This is a genomic window from Pediococcus ethanolidurans, from assembly GCF_964062635.1.
Classification (GTDB): Bacteria; Bacillota; Bacilli; order Lactobacillales; family Lactobacillaceae; genus Pediococcus; species Pediococcus ethanolidurans.
Map to the genome: position 1 here is coordinate 930379 of NZ_OZ061250.1, position 12271 is coordinate 942649.

Here is a 12271-nt window from a genome sequence, read left to right on the forward strand (position 1 = left end):
AAACGAGGGGGTATTATCTTGGCACGATTAGGAATTTCTTTATATCCGGAACATTCAACATTTGAGAAAGACAAAGCATATTTGGACTTAGCTCATAAGTATGGCTATACACGAGTTTTCACGTCACTATTACAAATTAATGGTGATCAAGACGCGGTTGTCGCAAACTTTAAGAAAATTGTTCAGTATGCAAATTCACTTGATTTTAAAGTGATGGTTGATATGAATCCATCTTTGTTTGAACAACTAGGTGTGACTTATGATGACCTATCATTCTTTGATGATCTAGGCGCTTGGGGGTTACGCTTAGATGAAGGCTTCACAGGAATGGAAGAATCCCGAATGACACGTAATCCTTATGGAATCAAGATTGAAGTAAATATGAGTAACGGTACTCGTTACTTGGAAAACATCTTGAGCTTTGCACCTGACAAACAAAACTTGTTAGGATGTCATAACTTCTATCCTCAAGAATATACCGGTTTAGGCGAAGAGTTCTTCACTAAGTGTTCTAAACTTTTCCGTAAACATAATATCAACACAGCAGCATTTGTCAGTTCAAAAGCGGCTGGTTTTGGTCCTTGGCCTGTTCAAGATGGGTTGCCAACTATCGAAGACGATCGTCATTTACCAATTGCAACTCAAGTACAGCATTTGTTGTTGACGGGCTTGATTGATGATGTGTTGATTGGTAATGCATATGCTTCAGAAGAAGAGCTTAAGGCGGCTTCTGAGACGTTCTTTGGGCGTTATCCGGTATTGCATGCTGCTTTTGTGGATGACCTGACAGCAAACGAAAAATTGGTTGCTTTGGGCAAGCCACATTTGTATCGAGGGGATGCTTCGGATTATCTCTTGCGGGACACAATGCCACGGGTTTGGTATAAGGATAAAGAAATTCCTGCACATCATGAAAAAGAAGACTTTAAACGTGGTGATATCATTGTAGTAAACGATAGTTATAGTCGTTACAAGGGTGAGTTACAAATTGCGTTGAAGGCTTTCTCAAATGATGGTCGTCGTAATGTTGTGGGTCATTTGACCGATGATGATTTATTCCTTTTGAATTACATTAAACCATGGAGTACATTTGAATTGAAATAAGGTTTTGAAGACAGACTTTGGAAGAGGTTTGTTTTTTATTTAGCCGAAATAAAAAGCGCTTTCAAAAAAACGATTTGGTGCTATAGTGAGGGCGAAAGCATAATGCTACTTTCTATTTCTATTGAAGAAGGTGTGCAACATGTTACAAATTGTATTAGGCATTGCGATTCTGGTGATTAGTTTAGGAATCGTCTACGGTGGTTATCGTTATGCGCAAATTGGCAAGGTAAAGTTTGCTGACGCAGGTGTTAAAGTGAATTTTAGTAGGACACCGGCTGCGTATGGATTTGCACCAGGAGTAATGGGAACGCTCATTATATTGGTCGGAATTTGTGGTATGGTTTGGGGCTTGATTCTGTTACAGAAAAGAGTGTTAAAAAAGGCGGTTAGCCTCCGAGTAGAGCCTAGATAGGCAAATGATTTGGTTTAGGAATCGTTTGGCTATCGTAGCTCAACGGAGGAGGCTGCCTTTTTTAACACGTTTCGGCAATAAAGTAGTACCACAATGATTCGGTTTGAGAATCGTTTGGCTATCGTAGCAGGATGGAGAACGCTGCTTTTTTTAACACGTTTCGTCAGTAAAGTGATTCCAAAATAGTTTATCCTAAAATCAATAGTTACATCTAAACTGGAAAAGTAAATTTTTCCAGTTTTTAAACAGAAAGCGCTTGCAAAGCTACCCGTTAGCACCTATGCTGTAAGTGAAAACAGGTTTGTTACTTATTCACGAAGGGGACGGGAAAATGAGTGCAATGATGTACATGTCATTAACGTGTGGTGCTAGTTTGTAACATTTAGAAATTTAACAAAAAAGTCCAACCCAGTTAGACTCATAAGTGACAAAACTTAAAAGGAGTAATAACTGTGTTGAACCACCTCAAGTTTAAGCAAAATCGTCACGAATTACAAGTTAGTTTCCATTACTTTTACCAGTTATGTTCATTGCTTTATCAGCGTTATTGTCCGCGTAGCGTCATTGAGCGGCGCAACGTTGAACATACTAAAATTACTGATATTAAACTTTTAGCTTTACTGTGCTTACAAGTCACACTGGGAATTCAATCGCAACGCCGCTTCTATTATCTGATGGCAGCGTTTATGCCGCGGCAAATGGTGGTATCACGTTCACGTTTCAACCGCCGCGCGCAACAATTACTGGCAGTAGTCAATGCCATTCGCTCAGGTATCACTAAGGATTATGCTCATTCGGGCGACCTAGCGATTATCGACAGTTTACCCAACCCACTATGTGCCAAAGTTCGTAATTTCAGAGTTAGAATTTTTGCTGGGAAGGCCAACATTGGCTATAATGCCACCAAGAAAATGCCATTTTATGGGTTTAAAACCCACATGGTCGTCACGGCTAATGGCTATATTCTGAATTATGTGATCACGGCAGCCTCAGTTCATGATGCTAAGGTAGCGCCTGAGCTAATTAGCGGTTGTCCTTGTCCCAATATTTTGGCCGATGTTGGTTATGTTGGGAAAAAACTCAAGACCAGTTTTAGAGCCCTAGGCTATAACTTATGGACGCCTTATCGTTCTAATATGAAAGGTGCTAAACAGCATAATAAACGTCAACTCAAGGCGTTACGGCGGACAATAGAGTCACGCTTTTCAATTTTAGCCCAGCAATTTGGGATTGAAACCAATCTCACCCGTAGTCTATTTGGTTTTCAATTAAAGATTGAATTGACGATATTGGTATACAATTTAGGCTTTTTTGATTTTATAACGAACTAGCACCACGCGTATGTCATTAATATATTTAATAATTTGGCTAATTGGAATAGGGCTTTTGGTCTACTTTTTCCATTTGTTGAGAAAAATTGTGAAGTTGTTAGAAAAAATCAGTAAACAAACCAAATAATAGTGATCGAACAAAGGAGATTTGAGGCTTAATGAATGCTATTCAAACAGCTTTTAATAAACCAACTTGGCAAACAGTTCCTAATGATCTTAATCTATTAAATAACCGGATAGTTGCATTAAAACAAATTCGAATTGATAAGCAGATTTGGCCAGATCAAGGGATACTAGCGCATTTTATGAAGAAGGCACCACATGGTCCTAGTTTAGAAATTACGTCAGCGGGTTTGAAGTTATTGCAGAATGGTATGATGCAGAAAAACTGGACAAAAAATACAGCACAGAAAGTAGCAGTTTTTCTCAATAAACATGCTGCACATAGTGAAGTGGCAAACTTTGAACCGCGCTATAGTACGGTTTTTAGTATAACTGACGAAAATAGCACCTATTTTTTGGAGGTATTTGGTGTTGGAGCTGGCATTTATTTAGCAACTCATTCTCAAATGATTGATGGATTAACAGTTGCTGATCCGCTTGATCTTAAAAAATTCAAACTAAGTGATGATAATCAGGAAATGGTAAAAGAGATTAATAATTTTGGATTTAGTAAATTGATCGCAGGAACCGGGTATGAATTTCTAGGTAAAGATCCTTCCGTGCATCAATAAGGTGGCGTGACTTATTGAATGCGAATCAATACTTTAGAATTAGCGCTTGATATTAAATCAATGTAGGATGTGAGCAAAACGTAAACCTTATGTTTCTGTTTTTTGAGAAACATAAGGTTTATTTTAGTAATTATTGTTATTTTAGTAATTATTGTTATTTTTATAAAATGGTGCTATGATATCGGTGTGATATCAAGTAATCGTTTTCAAATATAAATTTATGGGGAGGTTTTTATTATGTATTTGATTCCAGCTTCAGCATTTAAGTTAACAACTAGTTTTTCTGCAGCAAAGGCTACAGACATGGAGAAATGCTTCACGTCCATGCGTATTTCCGTTGATGGGGAAACGTATCCACATTTTCCGAAAAAAGGAAATGGTGAGTCTGTGAAATTAGCTCGAAAATTCTTGGGACTACCAGCAACTTCAACGATTGAGTTTACTCAAGATGAAATGAAAGTTTACGATCAAACCAATCAGGTTGTAGAAACCGAAAAAATTGCGGACTTTCAATTAGTACAGTTTGGTGTCATTAGAAAGATGGGTTTTGCCATGGGGATGCCATTACTAACCTGTGCGATGACGATGGCAATCGTGACAAAAGAAAAGAATTACTATGTAATCAATTCTAACTTCACACCATTTAAACCGTTGGCAAGCTTATTCAAGGCTCAAGGTGTCACAGTTGGAGATCCGTTTGATATCACTTCGTTACCGGACAACGAAAAACGTGATGAGTATTTCAACAAGGATTACGAAGATAAGATTAAGGGAACTAATTATCCGATTTCTTATGGATCAAATTATAGCATCAAGGGATTTTAGATTAGGGTGCTTTGGTTTGTTAAGTTTTAAAGAAGGTGACTATGATGACACAAACAATTCTAGGGATTGTCATTATTTTAGTTAGTATCGGCATCATTTCTGTTGGTGTTCGTTATGCGCGCACTAGCAAGGCCGCATTTGCCAAGGCTGGTGTCAAGGTTGATTTTAAGAAAACACCGGCCACGTATGGTTTTGCGCCTGGCATTATGGGAGCCATCATCATTATCGTTGGTGTTGCTGGACTTGTATGGGGAGCGATGATCGTTTAAGCATTTTAAACTAAATTCATTTTTAGCATGGGGGGGAGTAACTATGGTTAATAATCTATCGGTGAAATATGTACGGGTTTTAAAGCAATGGTACATTTGGCAACTTGGCGTTATGTTTATTGCGTTTTGTCTAACTTTTTTCTGGGAGCCATTCGGGCCAACGCGGTTAGTTGAGGTAATATTTGGGGCTTTAGCAGTGATATTAGGCATCGGAATTCCATTTGAGAAACCGTTGAAGCCTGAACAAAAGCTTAAAAGAGTACTTAGAAAATGTAACTATTGTTTTCAGGCATTTAGCCAATTTTTATTGTTACCACTAGGCTTGGCCGCCATCACTTTGATTTTTCATAAAATTTTATTGCTGAATTATCCAATATTAGCGATACTTGCCATGCTATATGTGTTAATTATGTATTTGCCGGCTACCTATTATGTGTTGGTTAATATTCGATTCTATATTGGCAGACTCATTTTAATTACAATTGTTATTTTTGAAACAATTGGTTCGGGATCAGTACTATCTTTAATGTATACCAGACCTAAAGAAATTGGGGCAGTATTACAGATGATTGATATGAGCGGAATAGTGAACGCATTAGCCTTTATTCTTACGGTTGGGTTCTTAATGTATTTGTGGGGGTTCAAACAACCTAGTTGGCGGCTATCACACACAGCAAACTGGTTAGTTGTTGGTTTTGTGATTGTTGTTTTGACAGCATTGGTTGTCTGGAATGGTTTCGGTACTGGTGACAAGCTTTCCAATATTTTCACGAGTTATGATTTTTCGTTGGGTCACTTTAACTTAAAAATTATTTTACAGGCCCTGGAAACTATTAGTGAAGAATGGGCGTTTCGCTTTGCAGTTTTGTTTTTGAGCTTAAAAGCTTTCAGTCATCGAAAAAATCAGTATATTTGGGTAGTTGTGCTTAACGGGGTGTTATTTGGTCTGTGGCATGCCTCAAATTTACTGGCAGGTCAATCGGTTAGCGCCACGTTGAATCAAATGCTATTTGCGTTTGGTGGTGGCATAATTCTTTCGGCGGCCTATCTTTATACGCAAAGTCTTGCTGTCACGATGATTAGCCATTTCTTCTTAGATGTGCTTGCTTTTTCAAATATGAATGGCAATTTATTGATGGGAGCACCAGACGGCGTGGATTGGATTGCCACCTGGATTGTCGTAATTGTTCTGGTTCTCGTTGCCTTGTTCTTAGTTACAGGAAAACGAAAGCAAAGTATTCAGAGATCACTGGTTTATTAAAGCTCAAACGAAGTTAGAAAAAAGAGATGAGTTTTATGTGAAAAATAAAAAGTTATTTTCAAAGAATGAGTGTTCTGAAAAGAAAATGGCAGTGGTATCGAATTGAGTTTAGAGAACCGGTTAATTTTAATCCCAAAAACTATTTGAGTTTGCGAGTACTTGGTAGATGGTGGAAAGATCCTGATAAAAATATGTATATTTTGGCAGTTCCGGGTAGTGCCAAAATTCAAAATGCTGATCAAGTTCAAGAAATAATTAAGAATGTGTTGAAAACACAAAAATATTCACAAAAAGATTACTTAATTACACATGTTCCTAATGTACCGTTTACTTATGCACCCTTTTAATAGATGGATTTTAAAAGAATTAGATGAAATCAAGTATTTATCAAGGTTAAGAAGATGAGTAACATGCATAAAATTTCTAAAGAAGCGTTTGAAAATGCAAGCCTGTATTTGTCGAATTCGAGTGATTCTTATACTACAGGTTTTACTCCAGTAAGAATTTCGGTGAATGGCACAGATTATGAAACCGGTTATCAAAAGTTGAAAAATGCGGTTAGAAAAGTTTTGGGAGAACCTAAACCATTAAGGATTGTGTTCACAAAAGATACCATGCAAATTTTTGATATTAAAAATGAGGTGATTAAAACAGAAGCAATTCCAAAATTTTCATATATGCATTGGACTCATACGGACAATAGGCATGCTTGCAGGTTTACCACAGTACTATTACGGATTGGCAATAATAATTGAAGTTAAGTCAAAACAATATTATTTTTTGAATGCCAAATATAAGGTTTTTGATGAACTGAAACAGTTAATGAAAGAAAATAATGTGAATTTTGAAGATCCTTTTGTACTGACGAAGATGCCGGAAGATCTTGAAAAGGAGTACAAATATTTTGAAACACAATTCAATACTTTGGCGTCTGCAGCAGGCTATCCCCAACAATTAAATACGGTTAGTGGCAATAAATCGAAGCTTTGGATATAAAATAGCAATTAAAAGAAGTGAGTATTTTGACACTTAAACATAAAATTCAAGAATATCAAAAAGAATCAAAAGAACTGGGTATTGCGTGGCGCTGGATAAGATTTCAATTTGATACAAAGGTAAGCATTAATCCGACCGAAGACTCAGTTTTAGCTGCTGTCGGGAAATGGTATATTAGTCCAGATCAAAAAATGTTGATTGTGGCGATTAAAGGTGATTTGGCTAAAGAAAAAAGCATGACAAAAGCAACTCAAATCATTAACGATGAATTTTTGAAACTGGGGCAAGCTACTAATGAGTATCATTTAAAAATCGTACCAACGATTAGTCCAATGGCGTTAGTTAATTGGGCAGGGTAAAAGGATGGTTTAGAGTCTGGGGGTTCAGCAATGACAAAATCGAATTTGTTTGAATTTGCTTTAAATAACCTAAACGCAGAGTTGGTATACGTTAAATTTAAACAACCAACGAATTTTAATCCTAATCACTATCCAGCGTTGAAAAAGATGGGAAAGTGGACCGGTAATAAATCGCAAACAGTAGTGATTCTACGGACCAAAAAATTAGATGAGTATAAAGAAGATATACTTGTTAACACTTTGGAAAAAGAAAAATTTCATAAAACTGACTACACCATTAAAGCATTTCCAATGGGAGGTCTTGGTGTTCCCAACTTTTAAATTAATAAAAATCATCTATCAGGAATTAGTTTTCCAATAGATGATTTTTTACACTATGGATTTAAATCTATTCTGCAAAAATTCTTACAGGACGTTTATTGGTAAATTTTAAGATCTAAGTGAAAACTTCTGACTAAATTAAATAGCTATGATTGGAACATCTAGGACTGTGGTGTGATAATTATGATGATCACAAAATAAGCGGCACCAGAAAGGATCAATCATGGACTTAAAAGAATTAATGGAACGTAGTACGGCAATAAGGAATCGATATCATGAATTTGAACGTGCAAACCATGGCAGTGAATGGACAATTGATGAAGACTTACTTGCTTTGTCTAATGATATTGGTAATTTGGATCGTTTGGTAATGACAAAAAATGGTCGTTATTATGATGAAACATCATATACACTGGAACAAAAATTGGCCGAAAATATCTGGTGGTTGATGGAATTATCAGATCGTCTAGATGTGAATATTGAGTCTGAGTTAGAGAAGTTTCTGGCAGAAAAAGAAAAAATGTAAATTAAAAAACACAAGATTGAAAGAGATTTTCTCAATCTTGTGTTTTTAGTTGTGGGTTTTATGTTTACCATTTTTTTAATTTCTAGAAATAATCTGCTAAAACTGGTTTTTGTGTTGTGAATAATTGATCTAGTTTAACAAGTGAACTTGTTTTGCCATTGATTTGTCCGAAACTTTGTTGTGATGTTAAAGATCGGTAACCAAAGGTGGCTTTTGTAAACTGCTGAATTGTGAAAGTCGGTACATTAACTTGTGGTTCAGAATCATGTTCAATGCCGATCTCACCCGAAGTTGCGGAAATTGTCCAACTGCCCTGATTCTGTGCAATCGTTTCATCTTCAATGTTAAAACTGATTGGTTCAAAGTCGGTTTGGTTAAACGGATATTTCTCTAAAAAGGCTTGTAAGTTAACAATCCGTCCCATCATATAAGGTTGGGTGGTTACCTTTAACGGATATGGATCAGCCACTAAATCACCTTGATAATTGGGATTAGCATTTTCAAAAGTGTAAGTTTGATAGCCAGCACCATGCTTAAAAACAAAACTTACTAATGATTGATAACTGGCTGGTGTAAGATGGACAAATTCTTGAACGTGAAATTCATCAGCTGAACGAGTGTAGATTAAATAACCAGTTACAACTTGTTGGGCGTCCTGATAGTAAGCCACTTGCCATTCAGGATGTTTTTCAGTTAAATAGTGCCACCACCACGCTTGGCGAATCAGGCCACCATTTTGACTAAGTGGCGAATGAAGATCAGCAGTTTGAATTAGTGGAATGGCCTTACTTAAAGTTGTGCGACGGACACGACCAACTTTTGCGGGTTTGACGCGTGGTAATTTGTCCCCAGCCAACTGATAGTGTTGATGATCAAACAGTTGCTCGTAGCCAAATTTGCGATAATAGGCAAATGAGAAGGGCGCTAAATAAGAGAGAACAACATTATTTTCGTACATATCATTTAAAGCAGCCTTCATCAGGGTTCCGGCAGCACCTTTTCCAGAATATTCGGGCACACTCATAACGTCGGTAATGCCATTCATGAGAAAGGGCTGACCATGAAAATTGACTTTGAAAGGCATGCTGAAGAGGCCACTGACAAGTTCGTTGTCTTCATGAATGCCATAAGGGATGCCATGATCAAAGCGAGTGGACCAGAATTTTTTTTGAAACGGGCTGTCGGGTTTATTGAACGCGTATAAATATAAATCATATAAATCGGCTTTTGCGGATTTATCAAGCACAAAACGTGATTTCATGGGAGCCTCCGTGTCATATTTAATACCTTAATTTTAGCATAAATAACAGTGGTATAGACAGATTTATGATTGAAAAGAATTGAAACTACTTTTAATTTACGGCTTTAAAAAATAACGTTACGATAAACTAAAATATCGCTTTAATTCATGGAATCAATAGTGGGCTCAGCTACAATAAGACCAAGCTTCAAAACGTGTTTTTCGGCTTGAAGTTGTGTCTGTAGCGTTCCACCTCACTATTGATGGAATGAATTAAAGCGATATTTGGCAGTTAGAGTAAATAAACCAATATGAAACTTGCTTCAAGTAGTGATGGTTTGCTATAATATAAATCGTTGCTAAATAGTAATCATTACTTTTTAAACAAGTGAGGAATTAGATGCTTAAAAATAAATGGTTCTATCGTGCTGTTGTCTTAGTTGGTGCTTTTTTATTTTTACTGAGTGGCTGTGCACGATCAGAACAAGATTCAGGAAAATTACATATTGTGACTTCACTTAATTTTTATGGTGAAGCAGCGAAAGCAGTGGCAGGTAAGTATGGAACGGTAGATGAAATTATCAATGGTCCGAATGTGGATCCGCATGATTTCGAACCAACCACTAATACGGCTAAGTCAGTGGCAAAAGCTGATGTCATTGTTTATAACGGTTTGGGATACGATAGTTGGATGCAGCGCTTGATCAAGGCTGACTCTGAGTCCGGAGTGACCACGATTAATGTGGGTGGTTCGATCATGGGCAAGCAATTAACGGATAATCCGCATATGTGGTATGACTATCGCACCATGCCTAGATTGGCACGACGTTTAGTGGACGTATATGCTAAAAAGGATCCCAAACATCGTAAGCAGTTTGAAAGTAATGCTAAACGTTATATTAAATCGTTAAGTGTTATTGAAAAACAAATTGCCAAACTTAAGAAGAACCGACAAGAGAGTCGGGTGGATGTTAGTGAACCGGTTTTCGATTATGCATTGAAAAAAATGGGTTATAAAATTAATAACTCGCATTTTGCATTGGCGGTGGAGAACGGGTCGGATCCAACGGCTAAGGACATTCGGCAAATGCAAAACGATATTAAACAGCACAAGATTGCCTTTTTTGTTAATAACCCACAGGCCTCAGATCCAATTGTAAAGAATATGGTTAAGTTGGCGCACAAACATAACGTGCCCGTTTTAAATGTCACAGAAACACAACCATCGGGAAAAACGTATTTACAATGGATGACTGATCAATATGATCAGGTTGCCAAAATTCAAAAGAAAGAAAGATTGCAATGAGTGAACCTGTCTTAAACATAAAAAATTTAACCGTCTCGTTTCCTGATCACTTGGTCTTAAACGATCTTTCGATTGCAGTGAATAAGGGAGACTTCTTAAGTGTTGTGGGACAAAATGGTGTCGGTAAGACAACCTTAGTTCGTGTTGTTTTACATCAGTTAGCACCGCAACACGGGAAAATTGAGTACCATCCTGTTTTTAAACGTATGAAGATTGGCTATGTGCCTCAATTTAGAAATATTGATGAAGAGTATCCGCTGTCCATTCGTGATTTTGTGGGTCTGAATCTGCATGATAGTCATATGCCCTGGCTATCCAAAAAAGAACACCAAAAATTGGATAAAATTATTGCACAAACCAATCTTGAAACCATTCAGAATACGCCGTTGGGTGAGGCATCGGGCGGTGAAAAGCAGAAAGCTTACTTAGCGCAAGCCTTGATAAATGATCCAGATTTATTAATTTTGGATGAATCAACGGCTAGTCTAGATAACGTCAGAAAGTTTGAACTGTTGGATCTTGTTAAAGAGTTTAATGAGCAGCAGGGTGTGACGGTGCTGTTTATCACACATGATATTGAATTGGCACAAAAGTATGCGCACGATTATTTGTTGATGCGTCATGGTACTTATCAGAGTGGTCCGATTGCTCAATTTAAGGAATCTGATTTAGAGGAGGCTGAACATGCTTAGTTTTGCATTTATGCGACATGCCTATATTGCAGGAACGATGATTGCGATTATTAGCGGAATTATTGGTGTTTATGTGATTGGCCGTAACATGTCATTCTTGAGTCACATGCTTTCTGAAATTGGCTTTTCGGGTGCTTCATTTGGAATCTTTATGAGTTGGCCACCATTAAATGGTATGTTGCTATTTACAATTGTCAGTTCAGTATTAATTGGGCAGATGAGTTCAAAGTCATCGCGACGAGAGGCTTCGATTAGTGCGATTTCCAGTTTGTTTCTGGGATCTGGAATTCTGTTTTTGTCGCTAGCTAATAAAAATGCCAGTGATGCAACCAGTATTTTGTTTGGAAGTATGATTGGGATTAGTCAGTCAGAAGTTAATCAAATTTTATGGTTGTCAATTGCGGTGCTGGTGATTATTTTCTTGGTTTATCGAGATTTGCGTTTTGATTCGTTTGATCATGTCGGAGCCGAAGTCAAGGGCGTGAATACGCAGTTGATTTCCATTGTCTTTCTAGTTATCTTAGCGTTAAGTGTGAGTGTGGCAGCCCAGATTGTGGGTTCCTTACTAATCTTCGTGTTGTTGACGTTGCCGGCATCGAGCGCCAAATATTTCACACGAACGGTAAGTGGCATGATGATTTTTTCGATTGGTGCAGCGTTACTGGGAGTTTGGTTAGGTTTATACTTAGGCTATCTTACAAACTGGCCGGTCAGCTTCTTTATTGCCATGATCGAGTGCGCAATTTACTTTGGGGCACTGACTTGGAATCGAATTAAGAATGCTTAATTAAAATTAGTAATTGTTATAAAATCGACTGGTCTCATTTTCATAAATGATACTAGTCTTTTTTGTTATTTTGAGATTATTGTTTCGTAAAAATAAAAACAGTAGCAA

General features: G+C 37.3%; 17 protein-coding genes. 16 read left to right on the forward strand and 1 reads right to left on the reverse strand.

The genetic code is table 11. The features are described 5' to 3' along the window. Positions 1 to 18: 18 nt before the first annotated feature. The 13 genes from AB3219_RS04615 to AB3219_RS04675 all read left to right on the forward strand — a co-directional run bounded on the left by AB3219_RS04615 (position 19) and on the right by AB3219_RS04675 (position 8138). Positions 19 to 1104 carry a DUF871 domain-containing protein gene (locus AB3219_RS04615; protein WP_216762738.1) on the forward strand — a complete coding sequence of 362 codons (1086 nt, stop codon included), beginning with the start codon at positions 19 to 21 and terminating at the stop codon, positions 1102 to 1104. Positions 1105 to 1243: 139 nt separating this feature from the next. Then, positions 1244 to 1516: a hypothetical protein gene (locus AB3219_RS04620; protein WP_216753749.1), complete on the forward strand. Its 273-nt coding sequence runs from the start codon at positions 1244 to 1246 to the stop codon at positions 1514 to 1516. 452 nt (positions 1517 to 1968) lie between these two features. After that, positions 1969 to 2847: an IS982 family transposase gene (locus AB3219_RS04625; protein WP_367369334.1), complete on the forward strand. Its 879-nt coding sequence runs from the start codon at positions 1969 to 1971 to the stop codon at positions 2845 to 2847. Between the two features lie 158 nt (positions 2848 to 3005). Further along, positions 3006 to 3581, forward strand: a complete 576-nt coding sequence (locus AB3219_RS04630; protein WP_216753750.1) for a hypothetical protein — start codon at positions 3006 to 3008, stop codon at positions 3579 to 3581. A 237-nt stretch (positions 3582 to 3818) separates the two neighbouring features. Beyond that, positions 3819 to 4406, forward strand: coding sequence for a hypothetical protein (locus tag AB3219_RS04635; RefSeq protein ID WP_216753751.1), 588 nt, complete (start codon positions 3819 to 3821; stop codon positions 4404 to 4406). Positions 4407 to 4450: 44 nt separating this feature from the next. After that, positions 4451 to 4675: a hypothetical protein gene (locus AB3219_RS04640; RefSeq protein WP_216762737.1), complete on the forward strand. Its 225-nt coding sequence runs from the start codon at positions 4451 to 4453 to the stop codon at positions 4673 to 4675. Positions 4676 to 4718: 43 nt separating this feature from the next. After that, positions 4719 to 5936 (forward strand): CPBP family intramembrane glutamic endopeptidase, encoded by a 1218-nt coding sequence (locus tag AB3219_RS04645; RefSeq protein WP_216753753.1) that lies wholly within the window; start codon positions 4719 to 4721, stop codon positions 5934 to 5936. A 65-nt stretch (positions 5937 to 6001) separates the two neighbouring features. Then, positions 6002 to 6283, forward strand: a complete 282-nt coding sequence (locus AB3219_RS04650) for a hypothetical protein (protein WP_216753754.1) — start codon at positions 6002 to 6004, stop codon at positions 6281 to 6283. Positions 6284 to 6346: 63 nt separating this feature from the next. Further along, the gene (locus AB3219_RS04655; protein WP_216753755.1) at positions 6347 to 6691 is read left to right on the forward strand and encodes a hypothetical protein; all 345 of its coding nucleotides are present in this window, start codon (positions 6347 to 6349) and stop codon (positions 6689 to 6691) included. Then, complete coding sequence (locus AB3219_RS04660) at positions 6675 to 6932, forward strand: hypothetical protein (protein WP_216753756.1); 258 nt, start codon at positions 6675 to 6677, stop codon at positions 6930 to 6932. The genes AB3219_RS04655 and AB3219_RS04660 overlap by 17 nt, the downstream gene beginning before the upstream one ends. A 26-nt stretch (positions 6933 to 6958) precedes the next feature. Further along, on the forward strand, positions 6959 to 7291 hold the full coding sequence (locus tag AB3219_RS04665) for a hypothetical protein (protein WP_216753757.1): 333 nt from the start codon (positions 6959 to 6961) through the stop codon (positions 7289 to 7291). A 30-nt stretch (positions 7292 to 7321) separates the two neighbouring features. Then, positions 7322 to 7612, forward strand: a complete 291-nt coding sequence (locus tag AB3219_RS04670; protein WP_216753758.1) for a hypothetical protein — start codon at positions 7322 to 7324, stop codon at positions 7610 to 7612. A gap of 223 nt (positions 7613 to 7835) precedes the next feature. Next, entirely contained in the window at positions 7836 to 8138 is a 303-nt protein-coding gene (locus AB3219_RS04675) for a MazG-like protein (RefSeq protein ID WP_216753759.1), read from the forward strand. Between the two features lie 82 nt (positions 8139 to 8220). Here AB3219_RS04675 and eis read toward each other — a convergent pair whose 3' ends face one another. After that, positions 8221 to 9399, reverse strand: a complete 1179-nt coding sequence (gene eis / locus AB3219_RS04680) for an enhanced intracellular survival protein Eis (RefSeq protein WP_216753760.1) — start codon at positions 9397 to 9399, stop codon at positions 8221 to 8223. 379 nt (positions 9400 to 9778) lie between these two features. On the opposite strand from eis, the gene AB3219_RS04685 reads away from it, so the two are divergent. Genes AB3219_RS04685 through AB3219_RS04695 form a run of 3 tightly spaced genes read left to right on the forward strand, consistent with a single transcriptional unit; the run spans position 9779 to position 12163 of the window. Further along, positions 9779 to 10684: a metal ABC transporter solute-binding protein, Zn/Mn family gene (locus tag AB3219_RS04685; protein WP_216753761.1), complete on the forward strand. Its 906-nt coding sequence runs from the start codon at positions 9779 to 9781 to the stop codon at positions 10682 to 10684. Continuing rightward, positions 10681 to 11376 carry a metal ABC transporter ATP-binding protein gene (locus tag AB3219_RS04690; RefSeq protein WP_216753762.1) on the forward strand — a complete coding sequence of 232 codons (696 nt, stop codon included), beginning with the start codon at positions 10681 to 10683 and terminating at the stop codon, positions 11374 to 11376. Before AB3219_RS04685 ends, AB3219_RS04690 begins: the two co-directional genes overlap by 4 nt. Then, on the forward strand, positions 11369 to 12163 hold the full coding sequence (locus AB3219_RS04695; protein ID WP_216753763.1) for a metal ABC transporter permease: 795 nt from the start codon (positions 11369 to 11371) through the stop codon (positions 12161 to 12163). The genes AB3219_RS04690 and AB3219_RS04695 overlap by 8 nt, the downstream gene beginning before the upstream one ends. Positions 12164 to 12271 lie beyond the last annotated feature (108 nt).

Bases quoted from the DNA above. Each gene is read 5' to 3' on its own strand.
- AB3219_RS04685 (WP_216753761.1), top strand. From the start codon at position 9,779: ATGCTTAAAAATAAATGGTTCTATCGTGCTGTTGTCTTAGTTGGTGCT.
- AB3219_RS04690 (WP_216753762.1), top strand. From the start codon at position 10,681: ATGAGTGAACCTGTCTTAAACATAAAAAATTTAACCGTCTCGTTTCCT.
- AB3219_RS04655 (WP_216753755.1), top strand. From the start codon at position 6,347: ATGCATAAAATTTCTAAAGAAGCGTTTGAAAATGCAAGCCTGTATTTG.
- AB3219_RS04670 (WP_216753758.1), top strand. From the start codon at position 7,322: ATGACAAAATCGAATTTGTTTGAATTTGCTTTAAATAACCTAAACGCA.
- AB3219_RS04620 (WP_216753749.1), top strand. From the start codon at position 1,244: ATGTTACAAATTGTATTAGGCATTGCGATTCTGGTGATTAGTTTAGGA.
- AB3219_RS04630 (WP_216753750.1), top strand. From the start codon at position 3,006: ATGAATGCTATTCAAACAGCTTTTAATAAACCAACTTGGCAAACAGTT.
- AB3219_RS04650 (WP_216753754.1), top strand. From the start codon at position 6,002: ATGAGTGTTCTGAAAAGAAAATGGCAGTGGTATCGAATTGAGTTTAGA.
- eis (WP_216753760.1), bottom strand. From the start codon at position 9,399: ATGAAATCACGTTTTGTGCTTGATAAATCCGCAAAAGCCGATTTATAT.
- AB3219_RS04675 (WP_216753759.1), top strand. From the start codon at position 7,836: ATGGACTTAAAAGAATTAATGGAACGTAGTACGGCAATAAGGAATCGA.
- AB3219_RS04695 (WP_216753763.1), top strand. From the start codon at position 11,369: ATGCTTAGTTTTGCATTTATGCGACATGCCTATATTGCAGGAACGATG.
- AB3219_RS04640 (WP_216762737.1), top strand. From the start codon at position 4,451: ATGACACAAACAATTCTAGGGATTGTCATTATTTTAGTTAGTATCGGC.
- AB3219_RS04645 (WP_216753753.1), top strand. From the start codon at position 4,719: ATGGTTAATAATCTATCGGTGAAATATGTACGGGTTTTAAAGCAATGG.
- AB3219_RS04635 (WP_216753751.1), top strand. From the start codon at position 3,819: ATGTATTTGATTCCAGCTTCAGCATTTAAGTTAACAACTAGTTTTTCT.